At 38.3% G+C, this 17,925-nt stretch carries 16 protein-coding genes; 3 read left to right on the plus strand and 13 right to left on the minus strand.

Annotation, left to right across the window (positions count from 1 at the left end; all coding sequences use genetic code 11):
• Window position 1 precedes the first annotated feature (1 nt).
• Together ACFSKL_RS22670 and ACFSKL_RS22675 are read right to left on the minus strand one after the other, a co-directional pair.
• Complete coding sequence (locus ACFSKL_RS22670) at window positions 2-3,052, minus strand: efflux RND transporter permease subunit (protein WP_376889638.1); 3,051 nt, start codon at window positions 3,050-3,052, stop codon at window positions 2-4.
• A 5-nt stretch (window positions 3,053-3,057) separates the two neighbouring features.
• The gene (locus ACFSKL_RS22675) at window positions 3,058-4,128 is read right to left on the minus strand and encodes an efflux RND transporter periplasmic adaptor subunit (RefSeq protein ID WP_376889639.1); all 1,071 of its coding nucleotides are present in this window, start codon (window positions 4,126-4,128) and stop codon (window positions 3,058-3,060) included.
• Between the two features lie 382 nt (window positions 4,129-4,510).
• Between ACFSKL_RS22675 and ACFSKL_RS22680 the strand changes: the two genes are divergently transcribed.
• Together ACFSKL_RS22680 and typA are read left to right on the plus strand one after the other, a co-directional pair.
• The gene (locus ACFSKL_RS22680) at window positions 4,511-5,110 is read left to right on the plus strand and encodes a hypothetical protein (protein ID WP_376889641.1); all 600 of its coding nucleotides are present in this window, start codon (window positions 4,511-4,513) and stop codon (window positions 5,108-5,110) included.
• A gap of 316 nt (window positions 5,111-5,426) precedes the next feature.
• A complete protein-coding gene (gene typA / locus ACFSKL_RS22685) occupies window positions 5,427-7,232 on the plus strand; it encodes a translational GTPase TypA (RefSeq protein WP_376889643.1) in 1,806 nt (601 codons plus the stop codon).
• 270 nt (window positions 7,233-7,502) lie between these two features.
• Here typA and ACFSKL_RS22690 read toward each other — a convergent pair whose 3' ends face one another.
• From ACFSKL_RS22690 to ACFSKL_RS22740, 11 genes are all read right to left on the minus strand, one after another.
• Window positions 7,503-8,006 carry a hypothetical protein gene (locus tag ACFSKL_RS22690; RefSeq protein WP_376889645.1) on the minus strand — a complete coding sequence of 168 codons (504 nt, stop codon included), beginning with the start codon at window positions 8,004-8,006 and terminating at the stop codon, window positions 7,503-7,505.
• A 155-nt stretch (window positions 8,007-8,161) separates the two neighbouring features.
• Window positions 8,162-8,725: a hypothetical protein gene (locus tag ACFSKL_RS22695; protein WP_376889647.1), complete on the minus strand. Its 564-nt coding sequence runs from the start codon at window positions 8,723-8,725 to the stop codon at window positions 8,162-8,164.
• Window positions 8,726-9,137: 412 nt separating this feature from the next.
• A complete protein-coding gene (locus tag ACFSKL_RS22700) occupies window positions 9,138-10,016 on the minus strand; it encodes a pirin family protein (RefSeq protein WP_376889648.1) in 879 nt (292 codons plus the stop codon).
• A 68-nt stretch (window positions 10,017-10,084) separates the two neighbouring features.
• The gene (locus ACFSKL_RS22705) at window positions 10,085-10,678 is read right to left on the minus strand and encodes a Crp/Fnr family transcriptional regulator (RefSeq protein WP_376889650.1); all 594 of its coding nucleotides are present in this window, start codon (window positions 10,676-10,678) and stop codon (window positions 10,085-10,087) included.
• The gene (locus tag ACFSKL_RS22710; protein WP_376889652.1) at window positions 10,675-11,241 is read right to left on the minus strand and encodes a GNAT family N-acetyltransferase; all 567 of its coding nucleotides are present in this window, start codon (window positions 11,239-11,241) and stop codon (window positions 10,675-10,677) included. Before ACFSKL_RS22710 ends, ACFSKL_RS22705 begins: the two co-directional genes overlap by 4 nt.
• A complete protein-coding gene (locus ACFSKL_RS22715) occupies window positions 11,242-11,949 on the minus strand; it encodes a DUF3784 domain-containing protein (protein WP_376889654.1) in 708 nt (235 codons plus the stop codon).
• 7 nt (window positions 11,950-11,956) lie between these two features.
• Window positions 11,957-12,937 (minus strand): alpha/beta hydrolase, encoded by a 981-nt coding sequence (locus tag ACFSKL_RS22720; RefSeq protein ID WP_376889656.1) that lies wholly within the window; start codon window positions 12,935-12,937, stop codon window positions 11,957-11,959.
• Between the two features lies 1 nt (window position 12,938).
• Window positions 12,939-13,538, minus strand: a complete 600-nt coding sequence (locus tag ACFSKL_RS22725; protein ID WP_376889658.1) for a hypothetical protein — start codon at window positions 13,536-13,538, stop codon at window positions 12,939-12,941.
• Window positions 13,531-13,809: a DUF2089 family protein gene (locus ACFSKL_RS22730; RefSeq protein WP_376889661.1), complete on the minus strand. Its 279-nt coding sequence runs from the start codon at window positions 13,807-13,809 to the stop codon at window positions 13,531-13,533. The genes ACFSKL_RS22725 and ACFSKL_RS22730 overlap by 8 nt, the downstream gene beginning before the upstream one ends.
• A 325-nt stretch (window positions 13,810-14,134) precedes the next feature.
• On the minus strand, window positions 14,135-14,971 hold the full coding sequence (locus ACFSKL_RS22735) for an ExbD/TolR family protein (RefSeq protein ID WP_376889663.1): 837 nt from the start codon (window positions 14,969-14,971) through the stop codon (window positions 14,135-14,137).
• Between the two features lie 470 nt (window positions 14,972-15,441).
• Window positions 15,442-16,896: an NADP-dependent isocitrate dehydrogenase gene (locus ACFSKL_RS22740; RefSeq protein ID WP_376889664.1), complete on the minus strand. Its 1,455-nt coding sequence runs from the start codon at window positions 16,894-16,896 to the stop codon at window positions 15,442-15,444.
• A gap of 228 nt (window positions 16,897-17,124) precedes the next feature.
• Here ACFSKL_RS22740 and ACFSKL_RS22745 point away from each other — a divergent pair, with 228 nt between their 5' ends.
• Window positions 17,125-17,910, plus strand: coding sequence for an enoyl-CoA hydratase/isomerase family protein (locus ACFSKL_RS22745; RefSeq protein WP_376889666.1), 786 nt, complete (start codon window positions 17,125-17,127; stop codon window positions 17,908-17,910).
• Window positions 17,911-17,925 lie beyond the last annotated feature (15 nt).

Raw genomic sequence — 17,925 nt, forward strand, 5'->3', positions numbered from 1 at the left:
TCTATTCTTTCTTGGCTACACTGAACTTGCCACCTATAAACCAATACGCCAATGGCACAAAGTACAATGCCGTAAATGTCCCAATCGTCAGGCCTCCAATTACAGAAAACACCAATGGTCTCTGTAGGTCAGCTCCGAGCCCTGAACTAAATACCACAGGCAGTAATGCCAGTATGGTTGTAATCGAAGTCATTAAAATAGGCTTCAACCTGATTTCGCCCGCTTCATACAATGCCCGCTCCAAGATTGTCTTTTGATCTAAGTCAGTACTTTCCGAATACCGGCTCCTCAACCGGTTCACTGTATCGATTTTCAAGATGGCATCATTCACCATAATCCCCAGCATCACGACCAAACCAATGGCGGACATCACATTCAGGGAAGTCCCTGTCAAAAGCAGAACAATAAACGCCCCTCCAATGCCCAGAGGCAAGGTGAAAATTACAATCAATGGTTGGATAAAACTTTCAAATTGTGCCGAAAGAATAAAATAAAGCAACAATACCGCAACCATCAGAATACTCACCAACTGACTGATCGTCTCCCGATCCTTGAAATATTGTCCATAAAATCCAATCCCAAGGTTTTTGTCCAAACCCCACAAATTTATCTCCCGATCATACTGTGTTGGGTTTTGGTCATTCAACAATACCGATTGATAAATCCCCCCCTTGTCAGCTGTGACATATTTATAGTGATTTTCATAGTCAAATCGAATAAAATTGCTCAAAGCATATTCATTTCCATCTTTGCCAAGGATATTACTTGTCCTTAAGATCTGTTCAAAATCAGTACGTTCACCTTTCATTCTGATGGGGGTGATTTCTCCAAACCGTTTGATTTCGGTGATAGAAAAAGTCCCAAACAATTTTTGGATCTGCTCTTGAACAGCTGATGAAGTAATCCCATACAAAGCCATCTTGGAACCATCCAATCTAAATACGACAGAAGCCTCTTTTTGCAAACCCGGTCCCCTATCATAATCACCGGCGGGAAAATCGACTAGCCAAGCATCCATTTTTTCTTCCGGGACAGGTCTCTTTGTCCCCAAATCCTTCCACCTCACTTCATAATAGGGGATATTGGAGGCAAAAAGCTGATCAAAAGCATTTGGTGCATCCATAATATTCAGGTTGGCTCCTGGGTAGTTCTCTGTCAGTAGCTTCCCGAACCTTTCCATCTCTGTGGATTTCTTTGCCTGGGTCTCAAAAAGAAAATATACACTTGCCTGCTGGATGGAATTCTCTCCGTCAAAAAGCAAAAATTGCCTTACCCCTACATCCGTTTCAGCCTTTAGATAATCACCGTCCAATGATTGGAGCATTTTCAGCAACCTGTCCCTATTTTGTTCCACACCAATTGGCTCATTCCAGTCGATCTCGACCAAGGCATCAAATTTCTCGATTGGAGGCAACCCTTCTGTACGCAATAATTGACTCACCAATAATGCCAACGGAATAAAAATAAGGAATATAACAAAGCTCAAGCCCCTTCTTCTGAAAATGATTTGATAGAGTTTTTTATACCCTTTCAGAACACCTGCGAAGAATCTACTATCCTCTTTTGCCAATTCTTCCGCAGATTTATTCCTGAAAAAGAAATGGTAAAGCATCGGCAAAAGGATAAATGCCACCAAAAGTGACACAAACAAAATCGCTGCGACCGACACCGCCTGATCGTAAAACAAAGCTCCTGAAATCCCACTGAGAAATATCAGCGGAATAAATACTGCCAATGTAGTCAATACCGAACTAATCAATGCTGACATCACCTCATTGACCCCCTGAACACAAGCTTCGAAAATAGCCAAACCTTCCTTTCTCTTCCTTGTGATATTATCCAATACAATGATCGAATTATCTATCAACATCCCCAATCCCAAAGCGAGCCCACTTAGGGAAATGACGTTGATGGAAATATCGAAAAAATAGAAAACAAGAAAACTGATAATCAAGGAAGATGGCAAACTGATCCCTATAATAACAGGAGTCCGGTAATTCCCCATAAAAATGAACAATACCCCAAATGCGAAGAGACCTCCAAACAACAATGAGGTTTGAAGATTGCTGATTCCTGCATTGAGCAAGGTGGACTGATCCTGTGTCAAATCAAATTCCACCTGTGGATAATCCTTTTTGAAATATTCCAATGACTCGTAGATCAACGGCATCATCTCGTTCATTTTGGCAGAAGCCTGTTTGTGTACCGTGATGACCAGACCTTCCTGTGTACCAAAATAATGGTAGCCAAGCACATCTTTGTTCTCATACTGTACCTTTGCTACCCTGCCCAAATCCACCGTTAGTCCCGAATCATTGGTCACTGGAAGGCGCATGATATCTTCTGGGGTATCCACTCTCGTGGCCAATCTCAAATAGTACCGGAATTGCCCATCTTCAACACTGATACCAGGCAATTCCTCATTCCCAAAACGAATGGCCCTGATTACATTCTCCTCAGTCATTCCCAATGCCCTCAATGCCGGTTTGTCTGGAGTGACTGTTATACTTCTTTCCTTTTTCCCATTGATATCCACCAAGGAAACCCCTTGCAACTGCTCCAGCCTTTTTTTCAACACATTTTCCGCAAGCAAACTCACTTCTGTATAATCAATCCCTTCCTTGGGAACTACCTGAACCCTTGCCACCGGGATATCATTGGTGTTGATTCTGATGACTTGTGGGCGATCAAGGTCTGAGGGCAGAGAATTGGTGATTCTGTCTATTTTTTCATTGACATCTATATATGCCAACTCCATCTTCGTCCCATAATCGAAAGTCAAGCGGATAGTACCAACCTCACTGCCTGATTTGCTATCCATATCCTCAAGACCATTGAGAGTCATCAATTCATCTCGAATCCTTGCAAGTACATTTTGCTCGATCGCTTCAGGAGAAGCGTTTGGGTAATTGACCTTGACGACTATCTGAGGTACATCGATTGGTGGGAGGAGTGAAATCGGCAATGTCCTAAAAACAATGATGCTGAAGACCATCAATGCCAAAAAAGTCATCAATACCGCAATCGGCCTCGCCAATAAAAATCTAACCATAGCGATTAATCTTTTACAATTTGGATGGGTGCTTGGTGGGCAAGCTGTAAATTATTGGTTGTAATCACTGTATTGCCAGCTTCAATTCCGGATAGAATCTCCACCTCCTTTCCATTGTCTTTGCCTACTTCTACATAATTCCACTTGGACTCATTATTTTCTATCGTAAACACGACCGCACGACTTGACCTATATACCAGCGCCTGCTTAGGCACTACGATGCTATTGGTCTGAGGAGCCCTGATGATGGCCCTTGCATTCATACCCGGGAGCAATCCTTTAGATCCGTTAACCAAGAGACTCACTTGGACCAAACCATTTTCGTCTACTTTGGGATTGATACTTCTTACCGTTCCTGTGATTTCGGTCCCTCCACTTACTGGGTACACCTCCGCCTTTTGACCGATGGAAATCAGGTTGATATCTGATTCCAAAACTTTCACTTTCAATTCCAAAGCGTTGACATTGATGATTTCCATAAAATCCTCCCCATTCGATACCAGACTGCCTTTTTTGATTTTCAAGTCAGCAACTTTCCCGGAAATTGGGGCTTTTATAGTTGATTTTTCTATTTCCAACTCAGCCTCCTTCAAATCAATCTCTGCAGAGAAAAGCCCACTTTTTGATTTTAGCTGATCGACAAGGCTTGTTTTTCTTTCGTCATCTTCGGACTCCATGATAGAACTAAAACTCAATATGTCTGAGTCATAATTTACTTGTGAGTTCTTAAAGGCGATTTTAGCTTTTTCATGTCTAAACCTCGCCTCTGAGTCATCCAGTTTAGCCAAGACTGCACCTTTTTCTACATAATCCCCTTCCTTGACATTCAGATCACTAAGGATACCTTGACGTTGGGTTACGACTTTCACTTGATCAATCGCTTCTATCTTACCTGTCGCATTGATCAGGTAATCAAATGTACGTTGCTCCGCCTTGGCTACCCGAACGGGCGTCGCTGCCACCTCAGCTCGAAATGAATCAGAAGGTATTTCTTGGCTTTCTTTTTTCTCCTCTTCGCAGGATAAAGTTGTGGCCAACAAGATAGCCGCAATAAAAAACAGTCTAAAATGGTTCATATATGACAAGAATAATCTATTTAGCCAACAATAAACTAATTTATTAAATAAGATCAAAACTGCCCTATGTTAAAAAATGAAAAAATGTGATGAAATTCAATTCGTATTCCGCAAATTTATAATTATGATTATCCGCAATGGCACCAGTAGTTAAATTATGCATATGTGATCATGCGGATAATCGTTATTGGTTATTAGTCGATTAGTTATTAGTGTATCAATTGACTTAAAATATATCAATTTGCTTGGCTACTGGTAAGAAAGCGGATATACATATTAATCAAACATTTCTTTCTATATTGAAATCAGAAAGCTGTGTAAGCATTAATTCAAGACCAATTCTATAAAATTTATCTTCATTTTGATTTCTAACTACTCTACAATGCGATCATTTCTTACAATTGCTTTATGTTCTTTATTGGTGTTTTGTACTGGCAAAAGTTCAGATGAAGAAGTTCAAATCGAAATTCAACATAATGAATTGAATATCCCAAAATTCAATAATAAGAACAATGTGATTGAGCCGAAAAACGATTATATGGACTCTTTGATATCTGTGAATAAACAATTAATGCAAAACGTCAATTGTCAATCAATTAACGAAATCCTTAAAACAATCTATTTGATTGACCAGCATTACCGTGATAGTGTAAATTATTATAAGTCTAGGGATATTGAAAAAAGCCATTTTTTCTCAAAAAGAATGATAAAAGCAGATGGAATATCCTCCAAAATGCTTTCACCATTGATTGGATTTCTCAGTAAAAATGTAGATTGTATCGATAATGAGAAAAGTTTTGATGCAATTTGGTTAGTAGCTGTACATAACAATAATTTAATCAATGACATCCGCCCAATCATAGATTATGGCTACAAAAATTCATACATAAAAGAGGATAGTTATGAATTGTATATGAAAAGATATCATACTATAATATCAAGTAATAATTCAAATATACAAAAAATAGTTAAAGCCATATAGACATAAAAACTCACTATGTCAGGTTGATCTACCTCAATTGAAAAATGTTCAAACAAATGACTTCCTTCTCAATTTGAATTGCCATTATTCAAAAACAAAAACACTGTATGAACTTCTTCTCTATAAACAAATGTGTGAGAATTTAAAATCATATCTTCTGACCCTCCAAAGGATATCCATATTCAATAATCAACAATTTTTCAATCTTACAATTTTGTAATCTTACAATCCATATTATCTTTTCCTTACCATTTTGAAGTGAATCAGAAATAAGCCAAATTTTATTCCTACCTTTGCACCTTAATTCAAATTTACAATGCAAAGTATTCGGAATATCGCGATTATCGCACACGTTGACCACGGCAAGACCACTCTCGTGGACAAAATCATTCATCTCTCTAAAATCTTCCGTGAGAACCAACAGTTTGACGATCTTATCCTTGACAACAATGACTTGGAAAGAGAAAGGGGTATCACAATTCTTTCTAAGAACGTATCCGTAAGATATAAAGACACCAAAATCAATATTATTGATACTCCAGGTCACGCAGACTTTGGTGGTGAAGTGGAAAGAGTTTTGAAAATGGCTGATGGAGTAATCCTATTGGTTGATGCCTTTGAAGGTCCAATGCCACAGACAAGATTCGTTTTAGGCAAAGCCCTTGCACTTGGATTGACTCCTATCGTGGTAGTCAACAAAGTAGACAAAGAAAACTGTCGCCCTGACGAAGTTCAGGAATCAGTCTTTGAATTGATGTTCAACTTGGACGCTACAGAAGAGCAGTTGGAATTCCAGACACTTTATGGTTCTGCCAAAAACAACTGGATGGGTCCAGATTGGAAAAACCCTACCGATACCATCATCCCACTTTTGGATGCGATCATTGAGCATATCCCTGCACCTAAAATCGACGAAGGTACACTGCAAATGCAAATCACTTCCCTTGATTACTCTAACTTCGTAGGTCGTATAGCCATCGGTAGAGTAAAAAGAGGTTCCATCAAAGAAGGATCTCAATTGACCTTGTGCAAGGCTGATGGTGTATTCAAAAAAGTAAAAGTAAAAGAACTTCATGTATTTGAAGGACTTGGCAAAAATAAAGTAACTGAAGTAGTAGCAGGTGATATCTGTGCCGTAACCGGTATAGATGATTTCGAAATCGGCGATACCCTTGCCGACCTTGAAAATCCAGAAGCGCTACCAAGAATCGCTATCGATGAGCCTACCATGAACATGCTCTTCACGATCAACAACTCTCCTTTCTTCGGTAAAGAAGGAAAATTTGTGACTTCCCGTCACTTGAGAGACAGATTGATGAAGGAGATGGAAAAGAATTTGGCTTTGAGAGTTGAATCGACAGATTCTGAAGACAAATTCTTGGTTTATGGACGTGGGATCCTCCACTTGTCAGTCTTGATCGAGACGATGAGAAGAGAAGGTTATGAACTTCAAGTAGGTCAGCCTCAGGTGATTTTCAAAGAAGTAGATGGTGTGAAAAACGAACCAATCGAAGTATTGGTGGTAGATGTACCTGAAACGACTGCTGGAAAAGTAATCGAATTGGCTACACAAAGGAAAGGTGAACTTTTAGTAATGGAGCCAAAAGGCGATTTGCAACATTTGGAATTCAGAATTCCTTCAAGAGGTTTGATCGGATTGAGAAACAATGTCTTGACTGCTACACAAGGTGAAGCAATCATGAACCACAGATTCTCAGCTTACGAACCATTCAAAGGATCTATCCCTGAAAGAAACAACGGTTCATTGATCTCTATGGAAGGCGGACAGTGTACTGCTTATGCGATTGACAAATTGCAGGACAGAGGTACATTCTTCGTAGAGCCAGGAGAAGAGCTATACACAGGTCAGGTTATCGGTGAAAATTCCCGTGACAATGACATCGTGGTAAACGTTCAGAAAGGTAAAAAACTAACCAACATGAGAGCTTCAGGTTCTGATGACAACGTTAGAATCCAGCCAGCCAAAAAATTCTCTTTGGAAGAAGCTATGGAATACATCCAAAAGGATGAATACCTAGAAATCACTCCAAAATCCATCCGAATGAGAAAAATCTATTTGGACGAAGGTGAGAGAACTAGAATGGCGAAGAAAGAAGCGTAAAATAGACGTGAGACGTTAGATATGAGATTTGAGACTAGACCCCGAAGGTTTTTGAAACCTTTGGGGTCTTTTTTTTGACGATTTTTTAGAAGTCAGAGATTTGAGACACAAGATATAAGAGTGAAAGGTCTCAAAAAGAATGTATCTTAAATCATAACATAAGCTTTTTTATGGTCATTTCGACCAGAGGGAGAAATCTCAAACTAAAACCTCTAACATAATGCTAATATTTCCTTACTTAAAAATTTAAAAGCCTATTGTTTATAAAAATCAACTTAATCCCCACTTTATTTTAATAGCACTAATTTCTTTGGAATCAGCCTTTGATTTTATCTGAAATCTTAACTTATATTCTTTTTCATCTTTTGTAAACCATAGATGATTCCAGGTTCCACATGACTTTTTTGGATACTTTACATGAAAAACAAAACCTGTACCAGACCTTCCCACATAGTCATAGCAGATTAATTTAGTGATCTTTATATCCGATAGTCTATAAACCAAACCTCCTAAACTTATTTCTTCTTCGCGGAAAACTAACTCAAATGGAAATGATCCTTTAGGCTTTTCAATTTTATTCCATTTGTCAAAAGCTAAAACATGACAAATCCCCCCTAAACCAAGCATGATTGAAATACCAACGATATAAAACTCAATAATTAGAAAAAAAATCCCAGTAAGCAGTATAATCCACCCAATCAAATTGTATCTCTCTTCTAAAAACTCAATCCTCTGATTCGGCTTAAAGACTTTTGTTTGAACTGAATTCTCCATAAAACATTTTTCTGATTGCCAGCAAGTCTTTTGATGTCATAACCATACTTTTTGTGGAGTTAGGATATTAAACATTACTAAACAACAATATTGTAGTTTACTAAACAATAATATCATAGTTTACTAAACTACACTTTTACAATTTACATTGTTTCTCAAAACCTATACCCTACCCTTAAGTGTAGATTGACGGCAAGCTCTCCTTCGTCTTCCGAATATCCATAACCTTTATAGAATAGATGTCGGTATCCAATCCCAATACCCGCTTCATAAGTAAAGTGATCTCCTAGGTTTCTTCGAATTCCCCAAGTAGGAACTATCGAAAGCTGATTGACTATACTGTAACCGTCATGATTAGAGATCAAGAACCAATCGGGATGAAAACTGGTTTTTAAAGACAAAAAATCACCACTATTTCCAGCTATATTTTTCGATTTGGACACTCTTTTATCGAGGTTATAATACAGTCTTGGTTCTAGGGTAAATACTGGAGCAAAAACATACCCAACACCATCATAACTTAAACCCCAACCAAATCCACCATCAAAACCCACTTCGCTTCTCAATGCTATCCTATCTGACAATTTTGATTCGTTATGGAACCACAATCCCAGCAATCCAGTTTGGACTCCATTGGTAGATTTCTCTACACTTGCACTTTGGGATTTGGCAAAAAAAGTCACCCCACAAAGAATTAATGATACAAGGATTTTTTTCATCTGGTCTAATTTTTACATAAATAGTTAAAGCCCCCAAATATATAAAAACTAAATATGATTATCCGCAATGACACCAGTAGTAGAGTTATGCATATGAAATCATGCGGATAATTGTCAACTACGCCACGGTGCACGAGTGTCGACGGTTGACAGTCAACTTGCCCTAGAAACAATAGGATACATTATTTTAATTGGCTACTGGTAAGAAAGCAAATATGCATAAAACTAAATATCTCTTCTACTTATTTTTTTAAATGAATGAATAAGCGCCACGCAAGAATCAAGGTCAGATCAAAATCTCTTCACAAAATCTTCTGTGACTAAATCTAATTACCTTTCTCAAGCATGACGCTTCTCCAACTTATTGGCATTGATACATTATTGGATTCACATGCATTCAAACAACCCCAACTCAATCCTCCAAATATCCAAATTTACCATTATTGAAGTCATTGAATGCCTCCCTCAACTCCTCTTTTGTGTTCATCACAAAAGGTCCGTGGGCTGCGATAGGCTCTTTGATCGGTTCTCCACTCAACACCAAGACCACTGCATTTTCGTTGGCTTCTATCTCAAAGACTTCCCCGTCATTTGCCATTAATGCCAAATGGTCTGTTGGCACTGCTTCTTTGCCATTGATGGTGACGCCCCCTTCCAATACCAGCAAAACCGTGTTAAAATGGGTGGGGAATTCAAAACTGGCTTTTCCATTTTTATTCAATTTGGCATTGAGCATATGGATTGGTGTAAAAGTCGATGCTACGCCATCTGTACCTTTATACCCACCTGCGACAATTTCGATTACACCGGCATTATCTTCCAGCTCAAAGCGGTTGATGTCCCCGTGTTTTATGGCTTGGTACTTTGGCGCAGACATTTTGTCCTTACTGGGTAAATTCACCCAAAGTTGAACCATCTGAAAAGCACCTCCTTTTTTGCTCCATTCCTCCTCGTGATACTCTTTGTGAAGCACGCCACTTGCAGCTGTCATCCACTGCACATCCCCTTCCCCAATAATCCCTCCGCCACCACTGCTGTCATGGTGTTGCACCTTGCCTTTGTACGCAAGGGTAACCGTTTCAAAACCTCGGTGCGGATGAACCCCTACGCCTTTTGGATGCTTAGATGGTGGGAATTCATACAATGAATTATAGTCCAACATGATAAACGGATCCATGCGGTGCATATCCATCCTATATCCGCTGGGGATAAAATTATGTACTCGAAAACCATCTCCAACAAAGTGGGGCTCTCTCGGGCTTGCTACCAATTCTACTGTTCTTGTTTTCATAATTTCCATTTTCTTTTATGTAAAATTAGCTGCAAAGAAAGTAGTGTGCATTGATGTATGATAAGTTCCTAGCTTTTGAAGTTTTTCAGTGCCAACTCCTTGCGAACCCGGCTCAAACTCTCCGGGGTGATCCCCAAATACGAAGCGACCATTGCCTGTGGAACCCGTAGCAAAATATCCGGGTACATTTTTACAAACTGCAAATACCTATCTTCAGCGACAGCACTCAACAGCAAGTTTATCCTGTTTTGCAAATTCCTGATGTGGTTATGAAGCAGCCGATTGTTGAAATCTGTGAATCCGGGGAATTTTTCCGATAACAAATGGATGAATCTCTCATCCATCAACACTACCTCACTGTCTTCCAATGCCTGGATATAATAGGCAGATGGCTGGTCGAAATAAGAACTTTCCCGATCTGTCACAAACCAATTTTCAGGTGCAAAAGCAAGTATATGTTCCTTGCCTTTTTTGTCAATGGAAAACTGTCTCAAAAGCCCTTTTTCCACAAAAAACGTATGCTTGCAATGTTCTCCACTCTGAAGTAAGTACTGATCTTTTTTAACTGTTCTCGTAGTACATTTTTCAACTAATGCCGAAATTTCCTCTTCCTCTATATCGATATTGGAAGACAAATAAGATTTTAAGTTGAAACTGTTCATGATGGTTCAGAATGTTGCTGCCAAGTACTTTTATTGATTTCATAACAAATACATTTCCCAAGTTCCGGATAATCGGTCAATTGAGGATGGTCAAATACTCCCGTTTTTTTCATCCCGATTTTCTTCATGACATTTTCCGACTTTGAATTTTTCTCCGTACATGTTGAGATAATTTTGTCCATACCCAATTCTGTGAATGCAAAATCGAGACATCTGCTTGCACCTTCAGTTGCATAGCCATTGCCCCAGCAGCTTTTTTTGAGCCTCCACCCAATATCAACAGCTGGCGTGAAGTCTGATTGATAATTCTGCCATACCAGGCCAACAAACCCAATCAACTCTTTTGTTTCCAACACCTCAGTTGCGAAATAGGTAAATCCATACCTCTTATAATGCTTTTGAAGTCGCCCAATCAATTCCACAGATTCATTTTCTGTCAGTAGCTTGGGGAAATGCTCCATCACCTCCAAATCAGCATTCATATCTACGATTTCAGCATGATCCTCCTTCGTCCAATCGCGAAACCCCAGTCTTTCTGATTTAAAAATATATTCTTTTTTCACTTATTTTTCTTTTAGTGCATTTAGCTCATTATAAACCATTTCTGTCTTTTCTCTCTTTTTGTAATTTACATATATCACTTCTTGGTCTTTGGTAATGATCATTACAAAAGGTCCTTGGTAACTATGTAGGAGCAAGCGACACTTTCCTTGACCTTCTATCCTAAAAAAACCCTTTCGAATCGATCCCAGCCCAAGACCATTTGTTCGGGCTTTGACGGAAGGCATTTTGTTGATCAAAGAAACTGTTTCTATTTTTGAAATCACTATCTCTGTACCATACATTCCAGAAAATGTCACACGATCGTCGTTGAGTTCATAGCTGGAAGGTATAAGACCATAGCCAACACTCCCGAACGCAAGAATTAAAATTACTATTGTGAACACGCTCTTCAACCTGGATTTAACCAACCCACCATCGTTTTGGTCGAATTTCTTTGCTCTAAAAACCAAAAAAAATACTCCTATCAAAATCACTCCCGGAATAAAATACCCCAACAAAACATCCTGCCCTGCCCACTTCAAACCATGATAACCAATAATCACAACCATGCCCATTACAACAAACCCATTGCGCATAAAATTAGATAATCCTTCTACATCGACATTGTCTTTTTGCCTCTGCGACATGGTGTTGTACCCCGCTATCAAATTCGGAAAAGCTTTCACCAAAAAGCCAATCCCTATCAAAAACAATCCTGTAATGATCATAATATCATCATTTTTTATGTGTGTATGTCAAATCATCTGATCTATCCAAAACAAAGCCCACTATCAATTCAATCAGTTGATTTGCAATGGGTAAATCGGGATTATTGTATGTATCCAAATTTGCTTGTTTATCTCCTTCCACTATTTTGAAAATATGGTTCATATTCTCAATGAGAACCAATTGTGCATCAGGATTCGCCTTTGAAAGATCTTGTCCATCTTCCACAGTCACTTGGATATCATTTGTTCCTTGGATTATCATTGTCGGAATATGAAGTGCACTTATCTCCTCCTGAGGATCATATTTAAACCATGAAATCATATAAGGTTGAATACTTGGTCTAAACAATGAATAAAGCATGGGATTTACATTTCCCACTGTTTTTCCCATTTTCAAACTATCAATAACCGGAAAGGATATATCTTGAATTTCTTTTGGCTGTGCACTCAATTGTCCTTTTATCAATTTATCTGCAGACTGTCCTGCTCCAGCGATGGAAATAAACCTATCTGCATTTGTTGCCGCTATCATTCCAATCAATGATCCCTCACTATGCCCAATAACCACTATTCCTGAAAATCTCCCATCTTGTTTTAGCAATGATATCCAATCTTTTACATCATTGATATAGTCATCAAACCGAAGATCTACCTCACTTTTTCCTGCTAGTTTACTTTCTGCAATCCCCCTCTTGTCATATCTCAAAGTTGCAATGCCGTTTTTGGATAAGGCATGAGCAAGCATTTTCAATGAATTGTTTTTCATCATGGGATTATTCCCGTCCCTATCTGTCGGTCCAGATCCAGCTATAATCAAAGCAACAGGAATATTTTCAATTTTTTCAGGGCTTGTCAAAGTCCCGAAAATCTCTCCCGTTTTAGTTTGCAATGTGATTTTTGTTTCTACAAAAACCGTATCTTCTTTATTGGCAGCCCACAGAAAAGTTGAAAATAGGAACAGGGCTAAAAGTGAGATTGATTTTTTCATACTAATTGATGTTCAAAATGAGTATTTTAGATAGATAAGTTAAAACCACCATGGAGAAAATCATGACAATAATAAATGACAATATTAGTTTAGACCCTTTCAAATTTGCCGAAACTTTAAAAGCATTATACATAAGTATCACCAACCAAATCGTCAACATTAAAGAAATGAACAACAAGAATATTGCTATTGATTTCTGGATCAAAGTAATCTCAATTGGCTCACCATGATTCATAAATGCCCAAAGCAAATACTTCCCAAACAGATCCAAAGACTCTGAAAAATTAATAAATGAAACAAAAAAATAGGGGAACCTTGCCAATGCTTGTGTGCCAAAAATATCCAGCATTCGGACTTTTGATTTTGACAAAATCATAGCCATAAGGTAGAACAAAATAGAAACTACAAACCAATTCATGAAATTTTGAGCGACAGAGCTCAAAATAGATAAATCAACACCCAATTTCACTGAAATAATATCAGGGAAATAAGTCTTACTGAAATATGCCACAATAGAGGCACCAAATATGGTAAGCAAGCCAATAACTAGTGATTTTGAACCTGCAACATATATAAAAGGATTGGTTAACTTTTTAAACATCTTGCTCTAGTTTGTCGATTTTATTGATTAAATCATCCAACATATTCCTAACAGTTGGATAGCTCAGGTTAAGTTTGGATGCCATGATTTTTAGACTTCCACTACATCTTATGAAATCCAAAACAAAATCCAACTCAGTCTTTTCCAACCTTAATAGCACAGGCAAATTGAATTGACCAGTTATTGTTGTTTCGCAGCTATCGCAATGGAGACTTTTGACCTTCAAACCAGAACTGCAACTAGGACAAATTATCGGTAATTTTTTGTTCATTTATTTAAAACTAAGAAACCAAACATAATACATTATTAAATATTATTTAAACAAATTGAAATAATATTTAACTAAAAATAAATAAAACATAAAACTTTGTTCAATAAATTAAGTTTAATAATGATAAACAAGAACAGTTTTTCTGCTAAAAAAATATTGAAAAAAGAAAGTGAAAATAGAAATTTCAATCTTGAGATGCCCAAACAACATCATCAATTTCTCCAACAATGAAAAAAGATATCTTTACATATAATGTGGACATCCATAATTTCTTGATGGTAAAAATGTCTGCCCTACAATGTTTCGCGAAATGTATGAATATACCTTAGAGCCCTGAGAATTTATAAATTATATTTTTTGAAACACCCCCATCTTCCACATTCAACTCTGAATAGACAAGGCTGAGTATATCTTTTACTTGTAAATACACTTCATAACTCACCTCCTTTGATGCAATGAGCACTATTCCCTTTTCATTTGGGTTGATTTGTAGAAATTGATGAGCCTTTTCTTTCAATTGATCAAAGCTAACATAACTACCATCAATCGTTATTCGGTTGGTATTATCTAAAAAAACTTCCATGATCTCAGAGAAATCAGCCAAACTCTGATTTGCCTCAACAAAATCTATTATAGAACCTGTCTGGCATATTGTATAAAAAGCAATAAGCGATGATATTTTATAAAACTCAAGATCAAAATCTTCATCAAGCAGGTTATCTAGAATTCTTTGCGCTACTAATCCCGGGGTAATTTCATCATTATTATTCTGAACTATTACTTCAGCTGCATGCAAGTGTCTATCTGTAAGTTTGCCAAAACCTTCAGGATCGAGAGCTTTATAGTAGCACTTCGAATAAATCTCAAAATCTAAAGCATCAAGAATCTGAAAATCCCTATCAATGTTAAAATGTAGATCATTATCCAAAACTATTTGCTCATAAACTTCCCTATAGCTTTTTCCTGTTCTGTCTTTCAATAGACCTTTTCTGATAAAATACGCTTCCAATTCTTCAAATTCCGTACGCATTTGATACACCTCCTTTTCGGAGAGCTTTTCATCACAAAACTCATCTCTTTCCTGAAAAACATCAGGAACTTGCTGTGAATAAAGGGAATTCAAAGCCATCATGCATAGCAAAAAAACAACAAACTTTTTCATTATAATTTGATCAAAATAAAAACCCAATTCGTTCTTTTAGAAATATTCATTGACTTGCAAAGTTAACAATCAACAATCCATTGATTCAACATTAGAGAGCACTATCTTCATGATTTCCCAAAAACCCTCTCCCAAAAACAAAATTTTAATTTCAACCCAACTATGAAAGTTAACATTATTCCAACTATAAGCTACAACCCAAAATGGTAAATCCTATCAAAGTTAAGATTAGTATTTTTTTCATCACAGTTGGTTTATTATCAGATGGCTCTTTTTGTCAACGTAATCAAACCCCAAAGCCTTCCAGAACCAGAAATGCCTTTGAATTTAAAACTAATCATTTTTTACAACACAAACAAATCCATTCACCCTAACCAAAACCCACAAAAAAACCGAGCATCTCTACCCGGTTTTAATTTTTCAATCTTTCAATCCGCCACGGCGGACAGGTTTTTATAATCTTCAATCCCCTACTCTCCCTGTGCCAAGCTATATGCTCTCACACCATCGAAGGAATAAAGATTTTCAGTTTTGATAAAATCGAAGCCCAACTTAGAAACCTGATCCATCAAGTCCAAAATCTGTGCGTGGGTAACTGGAGACTGTCCAGCATTTTGGAACCTGCATCTCCAATGATCTGTGCAGAAGGTTTCACGCATTCCTCCTGGGAATACTTTCACACCCCTGTTCGTAATCAGTGTCAATTTCAATCCATCGGCATCTGCCTGTCTCAATTTTTCACCTATCGCATTCGGATCTCTTCCATCGGCATCCCAGTCCACAAACACATCTACGCCGATCAATTCTTTCTTGGACTTGGTTACTGGAGATAGTTTGATGTTCATTGGCTCAGTAGCTGATTTATCAAATACTGTTGGAATCATATTCACTGGTTTTTGTCCCAATCTTTCGATAATAGCTTGGGAAAACTCCTGAGTGCCCACTTTCTTTGCAGACAACCCTTCCTGATAAATATCCCCTGTATGGATTCCATCTTCCAAAGTTCTCATCCAAGCGTTGGCAATTTTCTCAGCCACATCAGGTTGACCAATATGTACCAGCATCATCACCGCCCCATTCAACAATCCTGAAGGGTTAGCCATGTCCATGCCTGCGATATCCGGTGCGGAACCATGGATCGCTTCAAACATCGCCACTTCTTCACCGACATTTGCCGATCCACCTAGTCCAACTGAGCCAGTCACCTGTGCAGCAATATCAGAAATGATATCACCATAAAGGTTCAAGGTCACAATCACGTCAAATGTCTGCGGTCTTTCTGCAATCAATGCAGATCCGATATCGATGATCTTATGGTCTGTCTGGATATTTGGATATTCTTTGGCGATCTCATCAAAAGTCTTATGGAAAAGCCCATCAGCCAATTTCATGATATTGTCCTTGGTCATACAAGTCACTTTCTTTCTGCCATATTTTTTGGCGTACTCAAAGGCATATCTGATAATTTTCTCAGAACCTGGTCTTGAGATCAACTTCAAACTTTGAACAACTTCCTGGGTCTGTCTGTGCTCGATACCCGCATATAGATCTTCCTCGTTTTCACGGATGATCACCAAATCCGTCTCAGGATAATGTGTCTTGATGTATGGTGAATATGCTTTGCATGGCCTCACATTGGCAAAAAGCCCAAATGAAGTCCTAGTAGTCACATTCAAACTCTTAAAACCACCACCTTGCGGAGTGGTAATTGGAGATTTCAAAAATATTTTTGTCTCTTTCAGGGACTCGAATGCACCAGGCTCCATCCCGGAACTAATCCCTTTTAAATATACCTGCTCGCCAATTTCGATGACATCGTACTCCAACTGTGCTCCAGCCGCCTCCAAAATATTGAGCGTGGCTTTCATGATTTCAGGTCCGATCCCATCGCCATAGGCTACGGTAATTTTTCTTTTTGATGACATATATATATTGGATTTTGTTTAAAATTCGCCTTCTGACAAAAATAGCAAAAAATGATGGAAGGGGACGGCTATACCTATTATAAATTAGCAGAATATCCTAGCTGATCGCATGAAGTACATTGGGTATATTTTTCCTCCCCGATCCCCTTTCTTTGCATTTTCCGGACAATTGCTTGGCGAATGCATGCACTACTTGTATATTTGATGCTTAACAATTCACCAAAACACATGGCTGAAACACTAAATATTCTTTCTGAAGAAAAGGAAGGCATTCTCTACCTTACTGTTAATAGAGAATCCAAGCTGAATGCATTGAATTTCGCTACCCTGGAAGAGATCAGGAATATTTTTAATGAAGTTGTTGACAACAAAGAAATCAAAGGCGTTATCATTACTGGTTCTGGGGAAAAAGCTTTTATAGCAGGAGCTGACATCAGCGAAATCGCAGAACTCAACGAGCTCAACGCCCGAAAATTTGCCGAAAATGGGCAAGAAGTTTTTGGTTTGATCGAAAATTGCCACAAACCGGTAATCGCAGTAGTCAACGGATTCGCCCTCGGCGGTGGTTGTGAATTGGCTATGGCATGCCATATGAGAGTAGCCGTCGCCAATGCCAAGTTTGGGCAACCGGAAGTAAACTTGGGGATTATCCCGGGCTATGGAGGCACCCAAAGACTTACCTACCTTATCGGCAGAGGCAAAGCCAACGAACTCATGATGACAGGTGATATGATCGGTGCAGAAGAAGCCAAAAAACTCGGACTGGTCAACCATGTCCAGGCGACCAAAGACGAAGCTATGGCAAAAGCAGAGGAGATTTTGAAAAAAATCATGACAAAAGCCCCTTTGGCAATCGGCATGATTGTAGATTGTGTAAACTCTGTCTATATCTCTGAAGAAAACGGCTATCAAACCGAAGCAAACAGCTTTGCCAGATGCGTCAAATCCGGAGACTACAAAGAAGGGACTTCGGCCTTCTTGGAAAAAAGAAAACCAATATTCAAAGGGGAGTAATTCCCCTTTACTTTT

Origin of the sequence: Belliella marina (assembly GCF_042682445.1) — a bacterium.
Lineage (GTDB): Bacteria > Bacteroidota > Bacteroidia > Cytophagales > Cyclobacteriaceae > Belliella > Belliella marina.